This is a genomic window from Streptosporangiales bacterium (assembly GCA_009379825.1).
Taxonomy (GTDB): Bacteria; Actinomycetota; Actinomycetes; order Streptosporangiales; family WHST01; genus WHST01.
In genome coordinates this window covers 21,587-47,265 of record WHTA01000044.1, presented here as the reverse complement: position 1 = coordinate 47,265, position 25,679 = coordinate 21,587, and the positions used below count along the sequence as shown (strand labels likewise).

The 25,679-nt window shown below is 68.8% G+C and carries 23 protein-coding genes, 1 tRNA gene and 1 pseudogene; 12 read left to right on the top strand and 13 right to left on the bottom strand.

Going from position 1 to position 25,679, the window contains the following annotated elements:
- A pseudogene (locus tag GEV07_19690) lies at positions 1-133 on the top strand (IS256 family transposase).
- Between the two features lie 158 nt (positions 134-291).
- Here GEV07_19690 and GEV07_19685 read toward each other — a convergent pair.
- Together GEV07_19685 and GEV07_19680 are read right to left on the bottom strand one after the other, a co-directional pair.
- Positions 292-364, bottom strand: a tRNA-Arg gene (locus GEV07_19685).
- Between the two features lie 40 nt (positions 365-404).
- Positions 405-863 carry an SRPBCC family protein gene (locus GEV07_19680; protein MQA04842.1) on the bottom strand — a complete coding sequence of 153 codons (459 nt, stop codon included), beginning with the start codon at positions 861-863 and terminating at the stop codon, positions 405-407.
- A 43-nt stretch (positions 864-906) separates the two neighbouring features.
- Between GEV07_19680 and betA the strand changes: the two genes are divergently transcribed.
- From betA to GEV07_19665, 3 genes are read left to right on the top strand one after another with little or no spacing between them, the layout of a single operon-like run.
- Positions 907-2,820 carry a choline dehydrogenase gene (gene betA, locus GEV07_19675; protein MQA04841.1) on the top strand — a complete coding sequence of 638 codons (1,914 nt, stop codon included), beginning with the start codon at positions 907-909 and terminating at the stop codon, positions 2,818-2,820.
- Positions 2,817-4,853 carry a BCCT family transporter gene (locus tag GEV07_19670; GenBank protein MQA04840.1) on the top strand — a complete coding sequence of 679 codons (2,037 nt, stop codon included), beginning with the start codon at positions 2,817-2,819 and terminating at the stop codon, positions 4,851-4,853. Before betA ends, GEV07_19670 begins: the two co-directional genes overlap by 4 nt.
- 35 nt (positions 4,854-4,888) lie before the next feature.
- A complete protein-coding gene (locus GEV07_19665) occupies positions 4,889-5,494 on the top strand; it encodes a TetR family transcriptional regulator (GenBank protein MQA04839.1) in 606 nt (201 codons plus the stop codon).
- On the opposite strand, the gene GEV07_19660 is transcribed toward GEV07_19665, so the two are convergent.
- On the bottom strand, positions 5,443-6,117 hold the full coding sequence (locus GEV07_19660; protein MQA04838.1) for a methyltransferase domain-containing protein: 675 nt from the start codon (positions 6,115-6,117) through the stop codon (positions 5,443-5,445). The genes GEV07_19665 and GEV07_19660 overlap by 52 nt on opposite strands.
- Positions 6,118-6,162: 45 nt before the next feature.
- Between GEV07_19660 and GEV07_19655 the strand changes: the two genes are divergently transcribed.
- Entirely contained in the window at positions 6,163-6,417 is a 255-nt protein-coding gene (locus GEV07_19655) for a DNA mismatch repair protein MutS (protein MQA04837.1), read from the top strand.
- Between the two features lie 8 nt (positions 6,418-6,425).
- Here GEV07_19655 and GEV07_19650 read toward each other — a convergent pair whose 3' ends face one another.
- The 9 genes from GEV07_19650 to GEV07_19610 all read right to left on the bottom strand — a co-directional run bounded on the left by GEV07_19650 (position 6,426) and on the right by GEV07_19610 (position 18,079).
- A complete protein-coding gene (locus GEV07_19650) occupies positions 6,426-6,614 on the bottom strand; it encodes a formate dehydrogenase (protein MQA04836.1) in 189 nt (62 codons plus the stop codon).
- Between the two features lie 31 nt (positions 6,615-6,645).
- Positions 6,646-9,465, bottom strand: coding sequence for a formate dehydrogenase subunit alpha (locus tag GEV07_19645; protein MQA04835.1), 2,820 nt, complete (start codon positions 9,463-9,465; stop codon positions 6,646-6,648).
- Complete coding sequence (locus GEV07_19640; GenBank protein MQA04834.1) at positions 9,462-11,027, bottom strand: formate dehydrogenase; 1,566 nt, start codon at positions 11,025-11,027, stop codon at positions 9,462-9,464. Before GEV07_19640 ends, GEV07_19645 begins: the two co-directional genes overlap by 4 nt.
- Positions 11,024-11,506, bottom strand: a complete 483-nt coding sequence (locus tag GEV07_19635; GenBank protein ID MQA04833.1) for a formate dehydrogenase subunit gamma — start codon at positions 11,504-11,506, stop codon at positions 11,024-11,026. The genes GEV07_19640 and GEV07_19635 overlap by 4 nt, the downstream gene beginning before the upstream one ends.
- Before the next feature lie 281 nt (positions 11,507-11,787).
- Complete coding sequence (locus tag GEV07_19630) at positions 11,788-12,561, bottom strand: enoyl-CoA hydratase/isomerase family protein (GenBank protein ID MQA04832.1); 774 nt, start codon at positions 12,559-12,561, stop codon at positions 11,788-11,790.
- A gap of 3 nt (positions 12,562-12,564) precedes the next feature.
- Positions 12,565-13,746 carry an acyl-CoA dehydrogenase gene (locus tag GEV07_19625; protein MQA04831.1) on the bottom strand — a complete coding sequence of 394 codons (1,182 nt, stop codon included), beginning with the start codon at positions 13,744-13,746 and terminating at the stop codon, positions 12,565-12,567.
- The gene (locus tag GEV07_19620) at positions 13,743-14,864 is read right to left on the bottom strand and encodes an ATP-binding cassette domain-containing protein (GenBank protein ID MQA04830.1); all 1,122 of its coding nucleotides are present in this window, start codon (positions 14,862-14,864) and stop codon (positions 13,743-13,745) included. The genes GEV07_19625 and GEV07_19620 overlap by 4 nt, the downstream gene beginning before the upstream one ends.
- A gap of 19 nt (positions 14,865-14,883) precedes the next feature.
- Complete coding sequence (locus tag GEV07_19615) at positions 14,884-16,647, bottom strand: ABC transporter permease subunit (GenBank protein MQA04829.1); 1,764 nt, start codon at positions 16,645-16,647, stop codon at positions 14,884-14,886.
- 49 nt (positions 16,648-16,696) lie between these two features.
- Complete coding sequence (locus GEV07_19610) at positions 16,697-18,079, bottom strand: extracellular solute-binding protein (GenBank protein MQA04828.1); 1,383 nt, start codon at positions 18,077-18,079, stop codon at positions 16,697-16,699.
- Between GEV07_19610 and GEV07_19605 the strand changes: the two genes are divergently transcribed.
- Genes GEV07_19605 through GEV07_19575 form a run of 7 tightly spaced genes read left to right on the top strand, consistent with a single transcriptional unit; the run spans position 18,030 to position 24,865 of the window.
- Complete coding sequence (locus tag GEV07_19605) at positions 18,030-19,043, top strand: hypothetical protein (protein ID MQA04827.1); 1,014 nt, start codon at positions 18,030-18,032, stop codon at positions 19,041-19,043. The two genes, GEV07_19610 and GEV07_19605, sit on opposite strands and share 50 nt — an antisense overlap.
- 27 nt (positions 19,044-19,070) lie before the next feature.
- Positions 19,071-20,066, top strand: a complete 996-nt coding sequence (locus GEV07_19600; protein ID MQA04826.1) for a zinc-binding dehydrogenase — start codon at positions 19,071-19,073, stop codon at positions 20,064-20,066.
- A 9-nt stretch (positions 20,067-20,075) separates the two neighbouring features.
- Complete coding sequence (locus GEV07_19595; GenBank protein ID MQA04825.1) at positions 20,076-21,290, top strand: acetyl-CoA C-acyltransferase; 1,215 nt, start codon at positions 20,076-20,078, stop codon at positions 21,288-21,290.
- A complete protein-coding gene (locus GEV07_19590; GenBank protein ID MQA04824.1) occupies positions 21,287-22,075 on the top strand; it encodes an SDR family oxidoreductase in 789 nt (262 codons plus the stop codon). Before GEV07_19595 ends, GEV07_19590 begins: the two co-directional genes overlap by 4 nt.
- A 36-nt stretch (positions 22,076-22,111) precedes the next feature.
- Positions 22,112-23,314, top strand: a complete 1,203-nt coding sequence (locus GEV07_19585; GenBank protein ID MQA04823.1) for a CoA transferase — start codon at positions 22,112-22,114, stop codon at positions 23,312-23,314.
- Complete coding sequence (locus tag GEV07_19580; GenBank protein ID MQA04822.1) at positions 23,311-24,447, top strand: thiolase family protein; 1,137 nt, start codon at positions 23,311-23,313, stop codon at positions 24,445-24,447. Before GEV07_19585 ends, GEV07_19580 begins: the two co-directional genes overlap by 4 nt.
- Before the next feature lie 34 nt (positions 24,448-24,481).
- Entirely contained in the window at positions 24,482-24,865 is a 384-nt protein-coding gene (locus GEV07_19575) for a DNA-binding protein (GenBank protein MQA04821.1), read from the top strand.
- Here the strand turns inward: GEV07_19575 and GEV07_19570 are convergent.
- A complete protein-coding gene (locus tag GEV07_19570) occupies positions 24,862-25,671 on the bottom strand; it encodes a helix-turn-helix domain-containing protein (protein MQA04820.1) in 810 nt (269 codons plus the stop codon). The genes GEV07_19575 and GEV07_19570 overlap by 4 nt on opposite strands.
- Positions 25,672-25,679: the final 8 nt, after the last annotated feature.

Sequence of the window (25,679 nt, the reverse complement as noted above, 5' to 3'; positions counted from 1 at the left end):
CTTTCCACTACCGATCAGGAAGCTGATCTACACCACGAACGGGATAGAGAGCCTGAACTCGCGGTTCCGGCAGGCCGTCCGGCGTCGCGGGCACTTCCCCACTGAGCAGGCCGCGATGAAGATCCTCTACCTGACCGTGCGACAAGATCACCCTCACCGGCACCACCATCGACACCGTCGCCGCCACCAGCACCACAGCGCTCGCCCAACCCACACCAATGGGCGGCGATAATCGACCCGAAACGGGCTCAACCGCCATCGACAAGCGGGAACCTGGGACCGTCTGTGTAGCGCCCCCGGCAGGAATCGAACCTGCGACACACGGTTTAGGAAACCGTTGCTCTATCCCCTGAGCTACGAGGGCAACTCTGGTGACCAGGCTACCGGTTGGCCTGCGGGCGCTGTCACGGTGTGGGCGTGTTGCGGGCGGCGTGTGCGGCTAGGCCGCGGGCGGTGGTCTCGATGAAGGTGCCCAGGGTGCGTTTGAGCATGCCGCCGGTGCCTGGCAGCTTCGGATAGAAGGTGGAGTGCCAGTGGATCGCGGTGCCGTTGGTGTCCGGGGTGAGGGTGATGTCGGCGCGGTAGTCGCGGATCGGTAGGCCGGACAGGGTCGTGTAGCTGACGCGCTCGTTCGGTACCAGCTCGAGCACCTGCTCGCGGTTCACCACGGTGCCTGACCAGCGCTTCGTGCGGAAGACGCGGATGGCGCCGGCGGCGTCCGGGTCGCCGTCGACCGGCGTCTCCGACTCGTAGCTGTCGACGGGGGACCAGGTCGGCCAGCTGGCGCCGGCGCGCAGCAGTGCGTACACGGTCGCCGGGGTGGCGGCTGTGTGTACGCGGACGTCGATCTCCTGCCTTCTCATCGCGGGCCTCCCAGCGGTGTGTACCTCTTGGTACACGTACCAGATGGTACACACCGTTCGGCAGTCTGGCCCAACGCCCCTGGCGGCCCTACCATCCTGGGTAGGCGACCCGCCCGAGGCGTGCGCCGCCTACTGGACCCGGACCGCCGGCGGCTGGCCGGTGAGTGAAGCGGAGGCCCGAGACCACGACACTTCGGCCGGCTGCTCGGCATCCCGTCCAGCCGGTTCGGTGCGGACGAGGGAGGTTCTAGTGACCAGGCACGTCGACTTCGTCATCGTAGGTGGTGGGTCGGCCGGGTCGGCCCTGGCGAACAGGCTCAGTGCCGACCGGTCGACCTCGGTACTGGTCCTCGAGGCCGGCCGCAGTGACTTCAAGGTCGACCCATTCGTCCACATGCCGGCCGCGTTGCCCTACCCGATCGGCAACCGGTTGTACGACTGGAAGTACGAGTCCGAGCCCGAGCCGCACATGGGTGGCCGGCGGGTGTACCACGCGCGCGGCAAGGTGCTCGGCGGTTCGAGCAGCATCAACGGGATGATCTTCCAGCGGGGCAACCCGATGGACTTCGAGCGATGGGCCGCCGACCCGGGCATGGAGCAGTGGGGCTATGGCCACTGCCTGCCTTACTTCAAACGGATGGAGACGTGCCTGGCGGGTGCGGACCAGTGGCGGGGCGGCAGCGGCCCGCTCGTCCTGGAGCGCGGTCCGGCGACCACCCCGCTGTTCGGTGCGTTCTTCGAGGCGGTCCAGCAGGCCGGATATCCGCTCACCGACGACGTGAACGGGTACCGACAGGAAGGCTTCGCGCCGTTCGACCGCAACGTGCACCGCGGGCGCAGGCTCAGCGCCGCGCGAGCGTATCTCCACCCGGTGATGGGCCGACCCAACCTGCGCGTCGAGACGCTGGCACACGCGACGCGGCTCGTCGTCGAGGGTACGCGCGTCGTCGGAGTGGACTACGTCCGCGCCGGCCGGGTGCGCCGCACGGTGCGGGCCGGCGAGGTCATCCTGTGCGGCGGAGCGATCAACTCACCGCAGCTGCTGCAGCTGTCCGGCATCGGCAACGGCAACGACCTCCGGGCGCTCGGCATCGACGTGGTCGCGGACCTGCCGGGCGTCGGGGAGAACCTGCAAGACCACCTCGAGGTGTACGTGCAGTACGCGTCCAAGCAGCCGGTGTCGCTCGCGCCGTGGCTCAGGCACCGGCACAAGCCGCGGATCGGTGCGGAGTGGCTGCTGATGCGGAAGGGGGTGGGTGCGTCGAACCACTTCGAGGCCGGCGGCTTCGTCCGTAGCAATGACCGCGTCGACTACCCGAACCTGATGTTCCACTTCTTGCCGGTCGCCATCCGGTACGACGGGTCGAGGCCAGCTGCCGAGCACGGCTACCAGGTACACATCGGTCCGATGACCTCGGACTGCCGGGGAACGGTGCGGTTGCGCTCCACCGACCCGTTCGAGCATCCGGCGCTGCAGTTCAGCTACCTGTCGACCGAGAACGACCGGCGCGAGTGGGTCGAGATGGTGACCGCGGCGCGCCAGATCATGTCCCAGTCGGCGTTCGACCCGTTCAACGACGGTGAGATCTCGCCGGGCCCTTCGGTCGAGACCGAGCAGCAGATCCTCGACTGGGTGGCGCGCGACGCGGAGACGGCGCTGCATCCGTCCTGCACTGCGCGGATGGGTACCGACGAGCGCAGCGTCGTCGACCCGGCCAGCATGCGGGTACACGGCATCGAGGGTCTCCGCGTGGTCGACGCGTCCGTGATGCCCTACATCTCCAACGGCAACATCTACGCGCCGGTGATGATGCTCGCCGAGAAGTCGGCGGACCTGGTCCAGGGCAACACCCCGCCCGCGCCCGTGGACGTCCCGTACTACCGATTCCGGGACAACAGCCCGCTGTATCCGCCCGGCGACCCACGCAACGCGACCGCCACAGGAGCGACGTCATGAGCCAGACAGAACAGGCCGCGCCGCCCACCGAACCCGCCACTCGCGTCAACTGGGTCGTCTTCGTCGGCTCGTCGGCCGGTATCCTCGCGATCGCCGTCTGGTCGATGGTCGCCCCGAGCGCTGCTGCCGCGGCGATAGGCGTCGTCGTGGGTTGGGCGTCGCGCTGGTTCGGCTGGTTCTACATCCTGCTCGCGACGGTGATCCTCGTCTTCGTACTGGTCCTCGCGTTCTCGCGATACGGCAAGACGAAGCTGGGGCCACAGCACTCCAAACCCGAGTTCGGCACGTTCTCCTGGGCCGCCATGCTGTTCGCCGCCGGTATTGGTACCGACGTGATGTTCTTCTCGGTCGCCGAACCCGTCACGCAGTACCTCGACCCGCCGGCGGGTCAGGGCGAGACCGTGGAGGCCGCCAGGCAGGCCACCGTGTGGACGTTGTTCCACTACGGGATCACCGGATGGGGTATGTACGCGTTGATGGGGATGGCGTTGGCCTACTTCGCGTACCGCATGAACCTGCCGTTGAGCATCCGCTCGGCGCTCTATCCGCTTGCCGGCCGGCGCATCTACGGTCCCCTCGGGCACGGCGTCGACCTGGCCGCCGTGCTCGGCACGATCTTCGGCATCGCGACGTCGCTGGGCATCGGTGTGGTGTTGCTCAACTACGGGCTGACGGCCCTGTTCGGTATCCCTGAGGGCCTGGGTGCGCAGACCGGCCTCGTCGTCCTCGCCATCATCATGGCCACCGTCTCCGCGGTGACCGGGGTCGACCGGGGCATCCGTCGCCTGTCCCAGCTCAACGTACTGCTGGCGATCGTGCTGGCACTCTTCCTTCTGGTCAGTGGGCGTACCGCCTTCCTGCTCAACGCGTTCGTGCAAGACATCGGCAACTACGTCGCCACCTTCGCCGACAAGACGCTGGAGACCTTCGCCTTCACCCAACCCACGGCGTGGCTCAACACCTGGACCCTGTTCTTCTGGGCGTGGTGGATCGCCTGGGCCTCCTTCGTGGGGCTGTTCCTGGCACGTATCTCCCGTGGGCGCACCATCCGCCAGTTCGTCGTGGGAACGCTCACCATCCCGTTCTTCTACATCGTCATGTGGGTGTCGATCTTCGGTAACAGCGCTCTGTCGGTCGTGCGGGGCGGGAACGAGGGGTTCGGCGAGACGGCGGTCGACAACCCCGCCCGTGGGTTCTACGACCTGCTGGCCGAGTACCCGGCGTTCGGAGTCGTCGCCTCGGTGGCGACGTTCGTCGGGCTGTTGTTCTACGTCACGTCCGCCGACTCCGGTGCGCTGGTGATGGGCGACCTCACCTCGTACCGGAAGACCCCGCAGGACGACGCTCCTCCACCGCTGCGCATCTTCTGGGCCACGGCCACCGGGTTGCTCACCCTGGCGATGCTGATCGTCGGAGGGGTGCCGGCACTGCAGAACGCCACCATCATCATGGGCCTGCCGTTCGCGTTCGTGCTCGTGCTGGTCATGCTCGGTCTGTACAAGGCGCTACGCGTGGAGGGGTACCGCGCGGACAGCCACCAGCGCAGCCTGCCCGGCTCGCTGTCCGGGCGCGGCACCGACGGTGCCGACCGGGCGCCCACCGGAGAATGGCGGCGGCGACTGCGGCGCAGCATGGACTTCCCCACCTATGCGGCAGCAGTGCAGTTCCTCGGCGCGACCGCGCTTCCCGCGGTCTCTCAGGTCACCGACGAGCTGCGCGAGCACGGCGTCGAGGCAACCGTGCACGACGGGACGGGCGACCAGGACGCCGCGTACGTCGAGCTGCGGGCGGGCCTGGGCGAGGAACCGCCGTTCGTCTACCGGATCTCACCGCAGAAGTGCGGTATCCCGTCGTACGGAGTTCGGTTCCAGCCCGGCAGCAACTTCTACTATCGGCTCGAGGTGCACCTGACCGAGGGTGGCCAAGACTACGACGTGATGGGCTATACGCACGGTCAGCTGATGGACGACATCCTCGACCAGTACGAGCGGCATCTGGAGTTCGCCCGGCTGCACCGGGAAGGCATCGGCTGACGCTTACCGGCCGCGTTCCCCGGCGGGTCTGTACCATGTGGTACATGCCTACCTCCGCAGCCGGGTCGCCGCGGGAGCGGTTGCTTGCGGCCGCCACCGCGTACGTCGCCGAGCACGGGCTCGGCGCGGTAAGCCTGCGGCAGCTCGCGACCGCGCTCGGCACCAGCCACCGGATGCTGATCTACCACTTCGGGTCGCGGGACGGGTTGCTGGTCGAGGTCGTGCGCGCGGTGGAGCAGCGGCAGCGCGCCGCGTTCGCCGAGCTGCTGCAGGGGGCCGGCGACGAGGAGCCGCTCGACGTGATGCGCAGGCTGTGGCGCCGCTTCGTGGACACGTCGCAGGCGCCGTACGAGCGGCTGTTCTTCGAGCTCTACGGCCGGGCGCTGCAGGGCGACCCGGCGGCCGCGCCGCTGCTCGACGGGATCGTGGCGTCGTGGCTGCCGCCGCTGACCGAGCTGTGCGAGCGCGCCGGCTTCGACCCGGAGACCGCGCAGGCGCAGGCACGGCTGCAGGTCGCCGTCACCCGCGGGCTGCTGCTCGACCTGCTCGCCACCGGCGACCGGACCGCGGTGCAGGCAGCGATCGACCACTACGTGGACATGCTGGAGCTACGGTTGGCCGCCTCGGCGCGGCGGCAGTAGAGGAACAGCTGCACCTCGGGCGGTGCGTCCGGCGTGGCCGGTTCGTACGCGTACTCGCGCAGGTCGAGGACGTCGAAGCCGGCCGCGGTCACCAGTGCGCACAGCTCGTCGCGTGGATAGCCGGTGACGCGCAACGTGTTGCCGAGGAACGGGATCGGGACGTCGTCGAGGTCGGCCTCCACCATGGCGAGCGCAAGCAGCCCGCCGGGTGAGAGCACGTCGCGCAGCCGCTGCAGTGCCGTCGGTACGTCCGCGCGGAGCAGCATGAGCAGCGCGAAGAACGCCACGACCGCGTCGAAGGTGCCGAGCGAAGCGTCCAGGTCGAGCACGTCGAGCTGCCGGAAGTCGGCGTCAGGTACGTTCTGCCTGGCCAGGTCGAGCATCCCCGCGGAGATGTCCACGCCGGTCACCGCGTGACCGGCCTCGTGCAGACGCCGCGCCGTGGGCACGCCGGTGCCGCAGCCGGCGTCCAGCACCCGGCCACCGGCGGGTAGTTGTGTGGCAAGCCAGTCGCCCGCCTCGAGCTGGCCCTGCTTGTGGGGGAACGCCTCGTCGTACCTGGCGCCGATCTGGTCGAAGGCCGCCGCCTGCCGCTGCGCCGGGGTGTCTGGCTGCATGGTCATCCCGACAGTGTGGCGCGTTCTGGCGCGTCATGGGAGGCTCGTACGGTGAAGCTGAAGCTCGACCTACACGACATCTACAACCGCGGCCACGAGATCGACCGTGCACTCGAGCAGATCATCGACGAGGCGATCGAGAAGAAGGCGCCCGTCGTGGAGATCATCCCCGGCAAGGGCTCGGGACAGCTGAAGAAGAAGGTCCTACGGTTCCTCGACCGCAAGGACGTCAAGGCCAGGTACCACCGCGTGGACAAGGACGCCAAGAACCACGGCCGGCTGTTCGTCTACTTCAAGCACAAGTAGCCGGCAGGTCAGCCGTCGAGCAGACGGGCGGCGTCGACCACTAGTGGGTCGAGGTCGTCGACGTCGCCGGATGCTACGTGCTCGACCAGCTGCTGGCGCATCCGGCGTTCCCAGAACTGCCTGATGTGGTTCGCGATCGCCTTCGCGGCCGCGTCCGGGGGCAGGTGGTGGAACTGGACGGCGATGTCGTTTGCCAGCCGCACCTGAGTCGCGATCGTCACCGCGGCCTCAATCCACCAACGCCGCGGGCACGTCGACCTCGGCCTCGTGTGCCGGCTGCTGTGCTCTCGGGCTGGCGAGGCCGACCTGCACCGCCGTCACCTTGTACTCGGGACAGTTGGTCGCCCAGTCCGAGTGCTCGGTCGTGACCACGTTCGCGCCGGTGACGGGGAAGTGGAAGGTCGTGTAGACGACGCCCACCGGCATCCGGTCCGCGATCTTCGCGTGCAGCGTGGTCTCGCCGACCCGGCTGGCCAGCGTGACCGGATCGCCGTCGTTGATGCCGCGGTCCTCCGCGTCGTGCGGGTGGATCTCCAGCACGTCTTCGTGGTGCCAGGTCACGTTGTCCGTACGCCTGGTCTGCGCGCCCACGTTGTACTGCGACAGGATGCGCCCGGTCGTGAGGATCAGCGGGAACTTCCGCGTGCTGCGCTCCTCGGTCGGCACGAACGCGGTCGGGATGAACTTCCCCTTGCCGCGGACGAACTCGCCGATGTGCATGACCGGGGTGCCCTCTGGGGCCTTGTCGTTGCACGGCCACTGCACGCTACCCAGCCGATCGAGCTTGTCGAACGAGACGCCGGCGAACGTCGGTGTCGTCGCGGCGATCTCGTCCATGATCTCGCGCGAGTGGCCATAGTGCATGTCGTAGCCCATCGCCTGTGCGATCTCGCAGGCGACCTGCCACTCGTCCTTGCCACACTTTGCGGCCATCACCGGGCGCACCCGGTTGATCCTGCGCTCGGCGTTGGTGAACGTGCCGTCCTTCTCCAGGAACGACGTGCCGGGTAGGAACACGTGCGCGTACTTGGCGGTCTCGTTCAGGAAGAGATCCTGGACGACCAGCAGGTCGAGGTTCGACAGTGCCGCGACGACGTGCTTGGTGTTCGGGTCGGACTGCGCGATGTCCTCGCCCTGGACGAACAGCGCGCGGAACGAGCCGTCGATGGCGGCGTCGAACATGTTGGGGATCCGCAGGCCAGGCTCGGGCAGGATCTCCTTGTGCCACAAGCTTTCGTAGATGTCTCGTACGGAGTCGTCGGAGACGTGCCGGTAGCCAGGCAGCTCGTGCGGGAACGACCCCATGTCGCAGGAGCCCTGCACGTTGTTCTGTCCGCGCAACGGGTTGACGCCGACGCCCTCCCTGCCGATGTTGCCGGTGGCCATCGCGAGGTTGGCCATGCCCATCACCATGGTGGAGCCCTGGCTGTGCTCGGTGACGCCGAGGCCGTAGTAGATCGCCGAGTTCGGGGCCGTGGCGTAGAGCCTGGCCGCCGCCCGTAGGTCCGCGGCGGGTACGCCGCTGATCTCCTCGATCGCTTCCGGGCTGTTCTCCGGCCTGGCGATGAACTCCGCCCAGGTGTCGTAGTCCTCGCAGCGCTCCTCGACGAACTCCCGGTCGACCAGACCCTCGGTCACCGCGACGTGCGCGATCGCGTTCACGACCGCGACGTTGGTGCCGGGCCGCAGCGGCAGGTGGTGCGCGGCCTCGACGTGCGGTGACTTCACCAGGTCGATGCGGCGCGGGTCTACGACGATGAGCTTCGCGCCCTCGCGCAGCCGGCGCTTCATCCTGGAAGCGAACACCGGGTGGCCGTCGGTCGGGTTGGCGCCGATCAGCATGATGACGTCGGCCTTGGCGACCGAGCGGAAGTCCTGCGTGCCCGCGGACGTGCCGAACGTCTGCTTCAGCCCGTAACCCGTCGGCGAGTGGCACACCCGCGCACAGGTGTCCACGTTGTTGTTGCCGAACGCGGCGCGAACCATCTTCTGCACCGCGTAGACCTCTTCGTTTGTGCACCGGGAAGAGGTGATGCCACCGATGGCGCCCATGCCGTAGCTGTCCTGGATGTCGCGCATCCTGGTGGCGACGAACGAGATCGCCTCGTCCCAGGACACCTGCCGCCACTCGTCGTCGATCGAGTCGCGCATCATCGGGTCGAGCTGGCGGTCGCTGTGCGTCGCGTAGCCGTACGCGAACCTGCCCTTGACGCAGGAGTGCCCCTCGTTCGCGCCACCCTGCTTCGACGGCACCATGCGGACGACCTCGTCGCCGCGCAGCTCGGCGCGGAACGAGCAGCCGACACCGCAGTACGCGCAGGTGGTCTCGACGCTGCGGGTGGGCATGCCGAGGTCGATCACCGACTTCTCCAGCAGCGAGTCGGTGGGGCAGGCCTGCACGCAGGCACCGCAGGAGACGCACTCAGAGTTCATGAACGAGTCGCCGGCGCTCGCCGCGACCCGCGAGTCGAAGCCGCGCCCCTCGATGGTCAGGGCGAACGTGCCCTGGGTCTCGTCGCACGCACGTACGCAACGGGAGCAGACGATGCACTTGCTCGGGTCGTAGGTGAAGTACGGGTTGCTGTCGTCGACCTCGTCGTGCAGGTGGTTCTCGCCGTCGTGGCCGTACCGCATGTTCACCAGGCCCACCTCGCGGGCCCGATCCTGGATCTCGCAGTCGCCACCCTCGCCGCAACCCGAGCAGTCCTCCGGGTGGTCGGAGAGGTACAGCTCCATCACGCCCTGGCGGAGCTTGTCGAGCTTCGACGTCTTCGTGGTGACGTTCATGCCGTCACGTACGGGGGTGGTGCACGACGCGGGTGTGCCGCGCTGGCCGTCGATCTCCACCAGGCAAAGGCGACAGGAGCCGAACGCCTTCAGCGAGTCGGTGGCACACAGCTTCGGCACGTCGACACCGGCGAGCGCGGCCGCGCGCATCACGGACGTACTTTCGGGCACGCTGACCTGTCGACCGTCGATCTCCACCTCGACCGTCGACTCGGCGGTGCTCGCCGGGGTACCGAGGTCGCTGTCCTTCATGACCGTCATGGATTGGCCTCCGTCACCGATTCGGTTCGGCCGTTGCCGAGGAAGTCTTCCTCGAAGTTCTCGAGCGCGCTCTTCACGGGCATCGGGGTGAGCCCGCCCATCGCGCACAGCGACCCCTCGGTCATCAGGCCGCAGAGGTCGTCTAGCAGCACCAGGTTCTCGTCGCGGTTCTCGCCGGCGACGATCTTGTCGATCACCTCGACACCGCGCACCGAGCCCACCCGGCACGGTGTGCACTTGCCGCACGACTCCTCGGCGCAGAACTCCATGGCGAACCGCGCCTGCTTCGCCATGTCGGCGGTGTCGTCGAACACCACGACGCCGCCGTGCCCGATCATCGCGTCCGCGGCGGCGAACGCCTCGTAGTCCATCGGCAGGTCGAACCGCGACGTCGGCACGTACGAGCCGAGCGGGCCGCCGACCTGTACGGCCTTCACCGGCCGGCCCGACCTGGTGCCGCCGCCGTAGCCGTTGACCAGCTCGCCCAGGGTGATGCCGAACGCGGTCTCGAACACCCCGCCGTGGGCGATGTTGCCGGCCAGCTGGAAGACCTGGGTGCCGCGCGAACGCTCGACCCCGAGCTCGGCGTACGCGGCGGCACCCTCGGCCATGATCGTCGGCACGCTGCCCAGGGTCAGCACGTTGTTGACCACTGTCGGCTTGCCGAACAACCCCTCGATGGCGGGCAGCGGCGGCTTGTACCTGATCATGCCGCGCTTGCCCTCGAGGCTCTCCAGCATCGACGTCTCTTCGCCGCAGATGTACGCGCCCGCGCCCACCCGTACGTAGAGGTCGAAGTGCAGCTCGGAGTCGAGGATGCGTTCGCCGAGCACCCCGCGCGCGTACGCGATATCGATCGCCCGCTGCAGTGTGGCGACGGCGTCGGGGTACTCGGACCTGATGTAGATGTAGCCCTCGGTGGCGCCGACGGCGTGTGCGGAGATCGCCATGCCCTCGATGAGCGTGAACGGGTCGCCTTCCATCAGCATCCGGTCGGCGAACGTGCCGCTGTCGCCCTCGTCGGCGTTGCAGCAGATGAACTTCAGCTCACCTGGGGTGTCGAGTACGGTCTTCCACTTGATGCCGGCGGGGAAGCCGGCACCGCCGCGGCCGCGCAGCCCGGAGTCGGTCACCGCGGCCACCACGTCCGCCGGTGCCATGGACAGTGCCGTACGGAGCCCGTCGAGCCCACCGGCGGCGACGTAGTCGTCCAGCGAAAGCGGGTCGATGACGCCGACCCTGGCGAAGGTGAGCCTGGTCTGGTCGCGTAGCCAGGGTAGCTCCTCGACCGGTCCGAGGCGCAGTGCGTGCTCGGCGCCGTCGAGCATGCCCGCGGCGACCAGGTCGTCCACGTCGCCGGGGGCGACCGGGCCGTACCCGACGCGTACGCCGTCGACGACGACCTCGACCAGCGGCTCCAGCCAGAGCATGCCGCGGCTGCCGTTGCGTACGACCTTGACGTCGCGGCCGGCAGCGGCGGCGGCGCGTTCGACGGCGGCTGCGACCTCGTCGGCACCGACCGAGCGGGCGGACGAGTCGCGCGGGACGTAGACCGTGGTCATGGCGCCACCGCCTTGCCGACGAGGGAGTCGAAGCGGGCGGCGTCCACCCGGCCGTACATGGTGCCGTCGACCTGTACCGAGGGGCCGAGCGCGCAGTTGCCCAGGCAGAACACCTGGTCGACGGTCACCCGCCCGTCGGCGGTGGTGTCACCGAGCTCGACGCCCAGGGAGCGCCTGGCGTGCGCCACCAGCGCCTCGGCGCCGACCGACTGGCAGGCCTCCGCGCGGCAGATGCGTACGGTGCTCTGGCCGGGCGGGCGGTCGCGGAAGTCGTGGTAGAAGGTGACCACTCCGTGCACGTCCGCGCGGGAGAGGTTGAGCTCCTCGGCGAGGATCGGCACCACGGCGGGGTCGACGTGCCCGAACTCGTCCTGGATGCCGTGCAGGACGGGCAGCAGCGCACCGCGTTCGCCGCGGTGGGCAGCGACGACCGCACGTACCCTGTCGTCGAATGACTCGTTGCTCCGATCGGCCGTCACGACCGCTTCCACCCACCTTCACACCGCAGGCGGCCAGGCTGGCATCCTTCGGCGAGAGACGCCATTGTCTGCAGAATAACGGCCGGCACCGACCCGTGGCACGACTCTTTGCGCAAGTCGCATCGCGGCCCCCGCCGGCGCAGGGGATTCCCATATCGTGAGCCGAAAAGTCCCAGATACTGAGCTTTCCGGCGCCGGCTCCGGTGCCGTCATCATTCGCCACGAGATTCTACGCGGTGAACGCCATGACACAAGGGTGCGGTTGCCGCGACCGCGGTGGGTCAGCGGCCGGTGAAGTTCGGCGGGCGCTTCTCCTGGAAGGCGGCCGGGCCCTCCTTGGCGTCGTCGGTGAACTTCAGCAGCCGGCTGAGCGCCTGCTCCATCCGCAGCCCGCCGGCCAGGTCGAGGTCGGACGAACGTAGCGCCAGCTCCTTGATCGCCTGCAGGGCGAGCGGCGCGTTCTTCGCGACCCGCTCGGCGTACGCCCGCGCGGTGGCCATCAGGTCGCCGGCGGGCACCACCTCGTTGACCAGCCCCCACCGCTCCGCGCGCTCGGCCGAGATCGAGTCGCCGGTCAGCAGCATCTCCATGGCGATCGCGTGCGGCAGCTGCTTCACCACCCGTTGGGTGCCGCCGTTGGCCGGCAGCACGCCGCGCTTGACCTCCGCCAGGCTGAACGTGGCGTGCGACGCCGCGATGCGCAGGTCGGTGGCGAGCAGCAGGGTCATGCCGCCGCCGAGGCAGTAGCCGTTGACGGCGGCGATCACCGGCTTCCAGAACTCCAGCCCGCGGTTGAGCAGCTGGTCCTTCTGAGTGAGCCAGAACTCCTCCAGCCCCGGCGGGTTGCCGACGAAGCTCTTCAGGTCCGCGCCGGTCGTGAACGACTTCTCGCCGGCGCCGGTGATGATGACGACCCGGACATCCTGGTCGTCGCGTGCACGCTGCCAGGCCGCCGACAGTGCGGTGTACGCCTCGGCGTCGAGTGCGTTCAGCCGCTCCGGACGGTTCATCACGATCGTCGCGATGCCGTCGGCGACCTCGTAGTCGATGCTCACTGGCTACCCCTTCATCGCCTTGCCGAGCAGGCTGCGCGCGACCACCATCCGGTGCACCTCGGACGGCCCCTCGCCGATCCGTTTGATCCGCAGCTCCCGGTACCAGCGCTCCAGCGGCATCTCCTTGCTGACGCCCATGCCGCCGAGCACCTGGATGCAGCGGTCGACGACCCGCCCCGCGGTCTCCGTAGCGTAGACCTTGGCCACCGAGGAGGCGGTCTTGAAGTCCTTGCCCATGTCGGCGAGCCAGGCCGCCTGGTAGACCAGCAGCCGGGCGGCGCGCAGCTCGATCTCCGAGTCGGCGACCATCCACTGCACCGCCTGCTTCGCGGCGAGCACGCTGCCGAACGTCTCCCGCTGCTTCGCGTAGTCGACCGCGAGGTCGAGCGCCGCCTGCGCGATGCCGATGGTGCCTGCGGCGTACGGCGGCCGGGCGTGCAGCAGCCAGCGCTCCGCCACCTGGAAGCCCTTGCCCTCCTCGCCGAGCAGGTTCTGGGAGGGGATGCGGCAGTCCTCGAAGTGCACCTCGCAGGGCGACCAGGCGCGGATGACCTCGACCGGCCGTGCGCTGAAGCCCGGGGTGTCGGTGTCGACGATGAAACAGCCGATCCCGTCGCGCCCGCGCCCCGGCCTGGTCCTGGCGAAGACGATGCCCCAGCGTGCGGTGTCCGCGCCGGAGATCCAGAGCTTGGTGCCGTTGAGCACCCAGCTGTCGCCGTCGCGTTCGGCCCGTGTGCTGATGCTGCGGCCGGGGTCGGAGCCGCCGCTCGCCTCGGAGATGGCGACGAACGTCTTGCGGTCGCCGTGCTCGATGGCCGGCAGCGCGTAGCGCTCGATCTGCTCCTTCGTGCCGTCGAAGATGATGTTCGGCGGGTCCCAGCCGAACGCGCCGAGCGCGGGTACGTAAGCGCCCATCCGGCACTTCGCGGCCTCCTCGGCCACCACGCACTCGCCGAGGTTGCTGAGACCGGCGCCGCCGTACTCGGCGGGGGTCTGCATGCACCACAGGCCGGACTGGCGGGCCTTGCGATGGAGCTCGGCGAGCTGGTCGTCGGGCACCTTGTACGCGTCTGAAGGCAGCTGCTCCTCGAGCGGCAGCACCTCGCGGCGCATGAACGTCGCGACGGAGTCGCGCAGCTCCACCAGCTCGTCGGGCAGCTCCCAGCCGTCGGTCGTCGCAGTCATACCTTCGCCTTCTCCTCTGCCGCCTCGATCACGCCGGTACCGGCCACCGTCCGCACCCGGCACTCCCCCACGGTCACCCAGACGTCCATGCCGGGCGCCCAACCGTCGAGCTCGTCGGGTACGGCCTGCGAGCGCAGGGTCATCTCGCCGACGCGGACGTAGAGGTCGGCCAGGTTGCCGAGGTAGACGATGTCGTCGACGACGCCGCGGACGGTGTTCCCGCTGGCCTCGGGTGCTTGCGCGGACACCTTCACGTGCTCGGGCCGGATGGCCACCGTGACGTCGGCGCCGCCGCCGACGTCCGTGCCGGCGCGGCCGGTGAGCGCGACGTCGCCGGGCAGCCGTAGCCGTACGGTGTCACCGTCGGTGCCGGCGACCTTGGCCTGCACGAAGTTGGTGATGCCCATGAAGTCCGCTGCGAACGGTGTGCGGGGCTCCTCGTAGAGATCCTTCGCCGAGCCGAGCTGCACGATCTCGCCGTCCTTCATGAGCGCGATGCGGTCGGCGACGACCATCGCCTCCGACTGGTCGTGCGTGACGTAGACGGCCGTGATGCCGACGCGTTGCTGGATCTGCCTGAGCTCGAACCGCATGTGCTCGCGCAGCTTGGAGTCGAGGTTGCTCAGCGGCTCGTCGAACAACAGCAGCCGCGGTTCGGGGGCGAGGCTGCGCGCGACGGCCACCCGCTGCATCTGGCCACCGCTGAGCTGCCCGGCATAACGGCTCTCCATGCCGGGCAGGCCGACGAGCTCGAGCACCTCGCGCACCCGGTCGCCGATCTTGTCCTTCGGCCACTTGTTGGTCTTCAGCGTGTACGCGATGTTGCCGTGCACCGTCATGTGCGGCCACAGCGCGTACGACTGGAACACCATGCCGAGCTGTCTGCGTTCCGGTGGCAGCGTGAAGCCGGGCTCGGAGAACGTCTTGCCGCCCACGGAGATGCGGCCACCCTCGATGCTCGCGAGTCCGGCGATGGACCGCATCAGCGTCGTCTTTCCGCAACCGCTCGGGCCGAGCAGGCAGAGGAACTCGCCCTCCGCCACGCCGAGCTCGATGCCGCGCAGCGCCGTGAAGTCGCCGTACTTCTTGACGACCTGGTCGACTTCGATGAATCCCATCTCTGCACTCCAGCTTCGGTCAGCGGTCGCTCATCGTCTTGGCCAGGTCGACGCGGAGCACCTTGCGTGCGACCACGAAGGCAGCCGCGACGATGGTGACCTCGACGAGTGCGACGACCGCTGCGCCGCCGTACTGGCCACCTTCGATCTCGCTCCACAACATCACGGGGAGCACGGTCGTCTGGGAGCTGTACACCATGATCGCGACGTTCAGCTCGCGCACCATCATCATGAACAGCAACAGCCACGCGGACAGCGTGGAGTGCTTCAGCAACGGCAGCGTGATGTTGCGCAGCGTCCTTACGATGCCAGCGCCCGACACTCTCGACGCCTCGTCGAGCACCGGGTCGATCTGCACCAGGGTGGCGGAGAAGATCCGCAGTACGTGGGGCAGGAACCTGGAGACGTAGGCGATGACGAGGATGGCGAGCGTGCCGTAGATCGGGGTGCCGACGTACGCCCAGACCATCCCGACGCCGAGCACGATGCCGGGGATGGCGACCGGGAGCATGGCTACCGTCTCGACGGCTTTGCCGAACGGCGCCCGCAGCCGCTGCCACAGGTAGGTGAGGGAGAACCCGAGGACCAGCCCGAGCAGTGGACCGCCGACGGCGATGAGCAGGGTGTTGGTCAACGACTGGACGAACTTCTCCGTCGTCAGCACCCGCACCCAATTGTCCACGGTGAACAGCTCGAGTGACAGGCTCGGCGTGAAGGACCGCATCGAGGCGCCGACGATGAGAGCCAGCAACGGCAGGAAGATGGCGACCGACAGGTACGTCCAGCACAGGCCGGCACCGAGCCAGCGCCAGCGTCCGACGTTGGCCGGGACGATCGCAGGGCCCTTACCGCCGACCGTGACGAACCGCTCGCTCGCCCTGGTGGCACGACGTTGCAGCCACACGCCGATAGCCATGATGGCCAACAGCAACAGGCCACCGGCGGCGGCCAGCGGCCACTGCGGGGGCGAGAAGTTCGTCGCCTGGTAGATGAAGTACGGCAGGGTGTAGTAGTCGGCGGGCACGCCGATCAGGCCGGGCAGGCTGAACATCTCCGCGGACAGCACGAACGCCATCAGCAACGCGGCCAGCACACCGGGGAGCACGAGCGGCAGCGTGATCCGCGTGATGGTGCGTACGGCCGACCCGCCGTGCACGCGGGAAGCCTCTTCGAGCGAGGCGTCCATGTTCCGCAGCGGCCCGAGCGTGAACAGGTACGCGTACGGCGTCATGAACAACACCATGGCGAACACCAGCCCGGGGAAGCTGAAGATGTTTACCAGCGCCTTCTCGGTGTCGAAGAGCGCGCGGTAGCCGACGTTGATCAGGCCCGCGCTCTTGGAGCCGAGGAAGACCCAGGCCACGCCGCCGGCGAACGGCGAGAGGAACAACGGCAGCGGCAGGAGTACTTCGAGCAGCCGCTTGCCCGGCATGTTCGTACGGGCGACGAACCACGCGAACAGCACGCCGAGCGCGCACGAAAGCACGGTGACGATCGCACCGAGCCGCAACGTGTTCCACAGCACCCGGCGGTACGCCTCGCGCCCGAGCACTGCCTTGACGTTGTCCAGCGTGAACTGGGAGCTGGGGTCACTGGGGGAGCCGGTCTGGAACGCCGCGAAGACCAGGTAGCCCAGCGGCATGACCACCATGACGGCCACGATGAGGTAGAAGGGGATGGCCAACCACGTGCCAGGGTTGGCCCGCATCCGGTCGGCGACCGATCGCCGCCTCGGCGCGGCGTCGGGGAGGGCGAGCGATGTACGCCCTGTCGTGTCGTGCACGCCTGCCCTCCACCTGTTGCCGTGTGACGCTGTCGGAGCCGAAGCCGGATTACTCCTTGGCCGGGCCGATCAGCTTGTTCCACTTGTCGGTGATCGACTTGCTGTGCTTCTCGAACTCGAGGTCGTTGGGCACGACGAGCTTCTTCGGCTCGTCGAACCAGTCCTCGTCGGTCACCGGAGCCTTCTGCTTCAGGTCCTGGTTGAGCGAGTCGGTGGCGACGTGCTCGATCATCACCTTCTGGCCGTCGTTGCTGAGCAGCCACTCGATGAAGAGCTTCCCGGCGTTCGGGTGTTCGGCCTTGCTCGCCAAGCCGATCAGTGCCGGGTTGGCGACGCTGTACTCCTGTGCGGCGAACCCGATCGGTGCACCGTCGGGCGCAGCTCGCGCCGCGGTGATGCTCATCTGCGGGAAGCTCGCCACGTACTCACCCGCGATGACCCGCTCCGCGGCCGGCGTCACGCTGTTGAACGTCACCGGGTCGAGAGCCGCGTAGTCCTCCAGCCACTGGTCGCCGAGGTTCTTGTCCTTCTCGACCCACTGGTACAGCGCTCGCTGGATGGACGCGGAACCCGGGCTGCCGCCACTGATCCGTCCCTTCCAACGTGGGTCGCTCCAGCACTTGATCTTCCGCAGGCACTCGAGCTCGGCGTCGGTGATCTTGTCGGTGTTGTAGATCGCGCCCATTGTGTAGTTCAGCCACGGATACGCGTACCCGTCGACCACCGAGTCCTCGGGGAACTGGTCCGCCGAGCTCGGGGTGAACGGCTGGATGAACTTCTCCTTGCGGAACGTGCCCTCGAACGGCGCGATGCCTGGGTACTGGATGACGTCGGCGGTGTTGACGTTGGCGCGCTTCTCGCTGAGGAACGTCTCCAGGATCGCCGAGCCGGTCTTGTTGGTGATCTCGACGTCGATGTCGGGGTACGCCTCCTTGAAGGCGTCCACGACATTCTCGATCTGCTCCGAGTCGGTGACGTGGCTGTAGAGGTTGAGCGTGCCCTCTTTCTTCGCCGCCTCGTAGAGCTTGGGGAACTTGTTGCTCGCTTCTGACGCCTCGTCGCCGCCGCAGGCGCCGGCGAGCATCGCGGTCGCGGCGAGCAACCCAACGACCTGCACCCGACGTGGCGTGCATCCCCCGCGCGGATGGGAGTACCTGCTGACCCTCATGACATCTGCCCTCTTCGCTTCTTCGCGGTGGGAATGTACGCTATACGTACACACGTACGGTACGAGTACAGATTCTTGACGGCGGTTCAGTGCGCTGTCAAGCCGGCCGTGATGTCCGTTGTGTTGACAGCGGCGCTGGTCACGGACAAGGATGAAGTGTTCCCTCTGTGAACAGATGTACGTATAACGCACGCAGCGTAGCTGGCGAGGAGACATGGCCGTACTGCTGACCTGGGAGCCGACCGACGTCGAGCTCGATCGCATGCGGCAGACCTGGCCGGACGCCAGCTCGGTCGTGCGGATGGGCGAGCTGACGCCTGCCGAGCTCGACGGGCTGCTGCCCGAGGTCGACGTGATGGTCGGCTACATGCGCACGATCCCCGGCGACCGGCTCGCCGACGCGACCGGGCTGCGGCTCATCCACGTGCTCGGGCACGGTGTCGATGGGCTGCTGACTCCTGACGTGAAGACCCAGGTACGCGAGCGCGGTATCCAGGTGGCTCGCTCGAACCCCTGCGCGATACCGATGGCGGAGTTCGTACTGATGGCGATGATCGCGCTGACCAGGAGAACGGTGCGGCTGCACAACTCGCTGGTAGAGCGCGGCGACTGGTCCACCGAGCTGACCGCACGGCGCGCCGAGGGTGTGCTCGGCGGCGAGCTGTACGGCGCCACGCTCGGCCTGGTCGGCTACGGCAACATCGCTGGCGAGATCCACACCAGGGCCGCCGCGTTCGGCATGCGGGTGGGCACCGTTGTACGCCGGCCGGACGCCGTAGCGGACAGCGGACTCGACTTCGTGAGCGACTGGCGCGATCTGGACGACTTCCTCGGCCGCTGCGACTACGTCGCGCTGTGCATTCCGCTCACCGACCAGACCAGGCACCTCGTGGACGCCGGCCGGATCGCCGCCATGAAGCAGGGCGCGTACCTGGTGAACATCAGCCGCGGCGCACTGGTTGACGAGGACGCCCTGTACGACGGGTTGGCGAGCGGCCGGCTGGCAGGTGCGGCGCTCGACACGTTCGAGAGCGAGGACACCAAGGGCAAGCGCGGGTACCCCAGCCGTCGCCCGTTGCACGAGTACAACACGCTGCTGACGCCGCACTACTCGGGCGCCACCGCACAGTCGCGCGACCGCGCGCTCGCGACCGTCGGCGACAACCTCGGTCGGCTGCAGCGCGGCGAACCGTTGCGCAACCTGGTGCGGTTGGCCGAGGGTTTCTGAAACGTGCCGGACAGCGAGGAGCATGTGGTGAAGGCTGTTGTCGCGACTGCCCCAGGCGGGCCCGATGTACTCGGCTTCGTCGACCGTCCGGCACCGGTGGCAGGCGCCGGCGAGCTGCTCGTCGAGGTCGTCGGCACCGCCATCAACCGGGCCGATCTGCTGCAGCGGGCCGGCAGGTACGCGGTGCCGCCGGGATCCACGGACGTCCTTGGCCTGGAGCTGGCCGGGCGGGTCGCGGCCGTCGGCGCGGACGTTACCGGCTGGTCGACCGGCGACCGGGTGTGTGCGCTGACACCCGGCGGCGCGCACGCCGAGCTGGTGACGATCCCCGTGTCGGCCGCGATGCGCATACCCGACTCGATGACCTACGCGCAGGCGGCGGCGGTGCCGGAGACGTTCCTCACGGTTTACGACAACGTGCTCGTCCGCGGTGAGGTGGCGGCCGGTCGGACGCTGTTGGTGCACGGCGGTGCCAGCGGTATCGGCACGACGGCGATCCAGCTCGCGCGCGAACGCGGCGCTTCGGTGTACGTCACCTGCGGGTCGCAGCGGAAGATCGACGCCTGCCTCGAGCTCGGCGCGGCGGCGGGGATCGACTACCACACCGAGGACTTCGTCGAACGGGTGCGCGAGCTCACTGACGGGCGTGGCGTCGACGTGGTGCTCGACCACGTGGGTGCGCCGTACCTGCGGCGCAACGTCGACTGCCTGGCCATGGACGGCCGGCTGGTGATGATCGGCACGATGGCGGGTGCCGAAGGCATGCTGGACATCCAGGCGGTGATGCACAAGCGCGTGTGGCTCACCGGGTCGAGGTTGCGGCCGCGTACCGAGGCGGAGAAGGCCGAGCTGGTACGCGCACTCGACCGTGACATATGGCCCGCACTCGCCGCCGGCCGGATCGCACCGGTGGTCGACCGCGTGCTGCCGTGGGAGCGTGTGGCTGAGGCACACCGCGTGCTTGAAGCCAGCGACCATGTCGGCAAGGTCGTGCTCGCAGTACGCGAGGAAGAGAAGAGGTAGGTGGTTGTGATGTCCGACGTGGTCGTCTGTCACCCGTTGCGCACACCGGTGGGCCGTTACGGCGGCGCGCTTCGTCAGGTGTCGGCACAGGAGCTCGCGGCAACGGTCATCCGTGCCGTCGTCGAACGCAGTGGTATCGCGCCCGACCGGGTCGACGACGTCATCCTCGGCAACGCGTACCCGTCGGGGGAGTTCCCCGCCATCGGTCGGGTGGCGGCGCTCGACGCGGGTCTGCCGATCGAGGTGCCTGGCACCCAGGTCGACCGGCGGTGCGGTTCGGGGCTGTACGCGGTGCTCATGGCGGCGATGCAGGTGCAGACCGGCGCGTGCGAGGTGGTGCTCGCCGGCGGTGCGGAGAGCATGAGCCAGGTCGAGTACTACGCGGGCGGCCTCAGGTTCGGGCACCCACCGCCTGGCGTACAGCTGCACGACCGGCTGGCCCGTGGCCGGGTGACCGCCGGCGGTGTCAACCACGTCGTCGAGGGCGGCATGCTCGAGACGGCGGAGAACCTGCGCGCGGAGTTCGGCATCCCGCGGGAGGAGCAGGACCAGCTCGCGCTCGCCTCGCACCAGCGTGCAGTGGCGGCACAGCAGGCGGGCAGGTTCGACGACGAGATGGTGCCCGTGCAGGTGCCAGGCCGTGGCGGGGCGACGACCGTCGACGTGGACGAGCACCCGCGCGCCGACACTACGCTGGACGCGCTGGCCGGCCTGCGTCCGGTGCGCGTGAAACTCGACCAGAAGGCGACCGTCACCGCGGGCAACGCCAGCGGCCAGAACGACGGCGCCGCGCTCTGCGTCGTCACCACACCCGCCGTGGCCGAACGGCTCGGGCTGCAGCCGATGGCGCGGCTGCGGTCGTGGGCGCTCTCCGGTGTCGAGCCCGAGCGGATGGGCATCGGGCCGGTACCCGCGAGCGCGACCGCGCTCGACCGCGCCGGGCTGACCATGACCGACATGGACCTCATCGAGCTGAACGAGGCGTTCGCCGCGCAGGTGCTCGCCGTGACCCGCAGCTGGCAGTTCGGCGCCGACGACTTCGACCGGATGAACGTCAACGGGTCCGGCATCTCGCTGGGCCACCCGGTCGGCGCGACCGGCGCCCGGATCCTCGCGACGCTGCTGCACGAGATGCACCGCAGGGACGCACGGTACGCGCTGGAGACCATGTGCATCGGCGGCGGCCAGGGCATCGCCGCCGTCTTCGAGAGGTGGCACTCATGAGTGATCAACCACTGGCCGACGTCACTGCAATCGTCACGGGCGGGAGTGCCGGCATCGGCAAGGCGATCGCCGCCAGGTTGCACAGCGAGGGCGCGCGCGTTGCGATCTGCGCGCGCTCCGAGGGCCCACTGGCCGCCGCGGTCGAGGAGATCGACGCGGGCGGCACCGGGCGGGTCATCGGGTTGCCCACCGACTGCCGCGACGCCGACCAGCTGGCGAAGCTCTACGCCGACGTGGTCGACGCGTTCGGCCAGGTGAACGTGTTGGTGAACAACGTCGGCACGTCCAACCGTGGGCCGTTCCTCGAGCTGACCGACGACGACTGGCACAACGACTTCGACCTGAAGCTGTTCTCCGCCATCCGGCTCGCGCGGTTGATGGGCAAGGATCTCGTCGGCCGGCAGCAGCCGGGCCGCATCGTCAACATCCTGGCCATCGGCGGCAAGCAGCCGGGCGCGCGCAGCGCGCCCACCGCCGTCACGCGCGCGGCCGGGCTGGCGCTCACGAAGGTGCTCTCGAAGGAGCTCGCGCCGCACCAGATCCTGGTCAACGCCGTGTGCATCGGGCTGGTGAAGGCCGAGCAGCACGACGCCAAGTGGCGTGCTGCCGGCACCCTGGGCACGAGGGACGAGTTCTACGCCGAGCTGGGCAGCGGGGTGCCGCTCGGCCGCGTGGGCGAGCCGGAGGAGGTGGCGGGCCTGGTGCGGCTGTTGGTCTCCGCGGAAGGCGGTTACATCACGGGCACGGCCGTGAACGTGGATGGTGGTGCGGCGTCGGTGCTGTGAGCGCCGGCTCCCCAGGAACGGAAGGTTGGCAGCGCGTTGGCTGGTACCGAAGGCAAGGAGCCCCTCGCCGGGTTGGTCGTGATCGACCTCGGGCAGATCTATGCCGCACCGTACGCGACGCTGTTGCTCGCGCTCGGCGGCGCGACGGTCATCAAGGTCGAGCCCGTACACGGCGAGCACCTGCGGGTGCGTGGGCAGGTCGGTGGCCCGCGGTACGCGTTCGCGAACCTGCACTCCAACAAGAACTTCGTCACGCTCAACCTGAAGGACGACCGCGGTAAGGACCTGCTCAAGCAGCTGGTCGCGAAGGCCGACGTGCTGGTCGAGAACTACCGTCCCGGCGTGATGGAGCGGCTCGGCGTCGGCGCCGACGTACTCCGTGCCATCAACCCGCGGTTGGTGTACGCGCAGTCGTCCGGCTTCGGGCGGTCCGGGCCGTACCGGGAGTACCCGGCGATGGACCTCTCTGTGCAGGCGATCTCAGGCGTGCTCGGCGTGACGGGTTTCCCCGACGGGCCGCCGGTGAAGTCCGGCCCGGCGATCTGCGACTTCTTCGGCGGCATCCACCTGTACGGCGGCATCCTCACCGCGCTGTACCGCAGGGAGCGCACCGGAGGGGGCGCGGTCGTGGAGATCTCCATGCACGAGGCCGTGTACGCGTCGATGATGTCGAACCTGGGCCACTTCTTCTCCTCCGGCGTGGACGGCTTCCGCAGCGGCAACAGGCACGGCGGTTACTCGGTGGTGCCGTACAACGTGTACGCCGCGAAGGACGGGCACGTCGGCATCATCTGTGAGAGCGACGGCCACTGGCGCAAGCTGCTCGAGGTGATGGGCAGACACGACCTCGTCGACGACCCGCGCTATGCGCAGACCAAGGACCGGGTGGCGCACATCGACGCCATCGACGAGCTGGTCGGCGACTGGGTGGGCACGCTCGGCAAGGAGGACGTCTTCGCCAAGCTGCGCGACGTGGGTGTGCCCGTCGCCCCGGTGCAGACGCTCAGCGAGGTGACAACGGACCCGCACCACTACGCACGCGGCATGCTGCAGGACATCGAGCATCCCGAGCTCGGCACGGTGACCGTGCCGCACAGCCCGATCCTGCTCGAGGACGTCGGCAGGAAGAAGCCGCGCCCGAGCGGCGCGCTCGGCCAGGACAACGAGCAGGTGTACGGCGACTGGCTCGGCCTCGACCGGACGACTCTCGACGAGTTCGCGGCCGCGGGGGTCATATGAGCGGCCCCGACGACAGGATCGTCATCGCGGGCATCGGGCACACCGAGTACGGCAAGCTGCCCGGCAGGTCGATCACGTCGCTGAACGTGGAGGCGTGCCGCGAGGCGCTGGGCGACGCGAACATCGAGAAGTCTGCGGTGGACGCCGTCTTCACCAAGTCGATCACCTCCGGCTTCGAGCGCTTCTTCGGGCAGAAGCTCGCCGAGGCGCTCGGCCTGCAGCCGCGGATGGGCGGCCTGTGGGACCAGGGCGGCGCGTCCAACGTCACGCTGATCTGTCTCGCCGCCGCGGCCATCGAGGCCGGGCACTGCGAGGTGGCGCTGGTCAGTTACGGCGACAACCCCCGCACTGGTACAAGGAGCGCCTACGAGCGCCCGCTGGCGTCCGCCGAGGCGCCGTACGGCTGGTTCGGCGTGCTCTCCGGGTACGCGATGATCGCGCAGCGGCACATCCAGCAGTACGGCACGACGACCGACCAGCTCGGTGCCATCGCCATGGCGTGCCGCAAACACGGCGCGGACAACCCGAGCGCCCACCTGCGCAAGCCGTTGACGCTCGATGAGTACCAGGCCGACCCGTACGTCGTGGAACCGTTGCGTCGCAACGACTGCTGCCTGATCTCGGATTCCGGTGCCGCCGTGGTCGTGACGACCGAGCGTCGGGCGAGAGCCCTTGGGGTGCCGGCTCCGGTGCCCGTGCTCGGGTTCGGGCACGGGCAGACGTCGTGGGAGGTCGCGCAGCGGCCGGACCTCACCACGACGGCCGCATCGGTGGCCGGCGCGCGGGTGTTCGAGGCCAGTGGCCTGAAGCCGTCCGACATCGACGTCGCGCAACTGTACGACTGCTTCACCATCACCGTGCTGATGACGTTGGAGGACTACGGGTTCTGCCCGAAGGGTAGCGGTGGCCGCTTCGTCGAGGACGGCGCGTTGGAGCTGGGTGGCCAGCTGCCGGTGAACACCAGCGGCGGGCTGCTCGCCGAGACGGGCACGCCGGGTATGCAGCTGGTGATCGAGGCCGTACGCCAGATGCGAGGCACGTCGGTGAACCAGGTGCCTGGCGCAAAGCACACGTTGGTGACCAACCAAGGAGGCGCCATGCACACGCACGCCTCGATGATCCTGGGGAACTGAGGTGACCACGTTGGCCGACTTCCCCGCCCCGCCGGTGACCGACCTGACCAAGCCGTACTGGGACGGTCTCGCCGCGGGCGAGCTGCGTTTCCAGCGATGCCAGTCGTGCGGGCACGCGTGGCTGCCGCCGCGGGAGGAGTGCCCGCAGTGCCTGTTGCCCGACTGGCGGTTCGAGGTGAGCGCGGGCACGGGGATGTTGATCAGTTGGGTCGTCTACCACCGGGCGTTCCACGCGTACTTCGCCGACAAGGTGCCGTACTACGTCGCCGTGGTGGAGCTGACCGAAGGCCCGCGGCTGATCACCAACCTGGTGTTCGACGACGAGGAGTCGAAGCAACAGTTGCGCATCGACCAGCGGGTGCGGCTGCGGATCTCGTCGGAGGCCGGCTGGTCGCTCGCCCGGTTCGGCCCGGCCTAGGCGCGGGCGGCGCGCAGGTCGCTCTCGATCCGCTTGGTGGCGTCGAGCAGCGGCGGGAGCAGGTCGCGGCGCATCTTCGCCACCGGGGTACGGCTCGCCGCCGTGGAGATGTTCGCCGCCGCGATCACCTGGCCGGTGTGGTCGTGGATCGGTGCGGCGATGGAACGCAGCCCGTCCTCCAGCTCCTGGTCGACGAGCGCCCACCCCTGGTCGCGCACCTTGCGCAGTTCGCCGCGCAGGGTGCTGGCGGACGTGGTGGTCTTGCCGGTGAGCTGACCGCGGTCGGTGCGCTCGAGGTAGTCGTCGAGCTCGGCCTCGGGCAGTCCGGCCAGCAGCACGCGGCCCATCGACGTCGCGTACGCGGGGAACCTGGTGCCGACGTTGATCGCGACGGTCATGATGCGCGACGTGGGCACCCGCGCGACGTAGATGATGTCGTCGCCGTCGAGCACGGAGACGGACGCAGACTCCTTGATCTCACCGGCCAGCCGCTCCAGGTGCGGTTCGGCGACCTCGGGCAGCGACAGCGAGGACAGGTAGGCGTAGCCGAGGTCGAGTACGCGCGGGGTGAGCGAGAACTGCCTGCCGTCGCTGCGTACGTAGCCCAGGTCGACCAGGGTGAGCAGGAAACGGCGCGCGGCCGCCCGGGTGAGCTCGGTGGCGCGGGCGACTTCGCTGAGGGTCAGCTCGGGGGTGTCCGCGCTGAACGCCTTGATCACGTTGAGGCCGCGTTCCAGCGACTGGATGAAGTGCACCCCTCGCGGGTCGCTCGCGTTCTCCTCGGAGGGATCCTCCGGTGCTGCCATCGGATGCT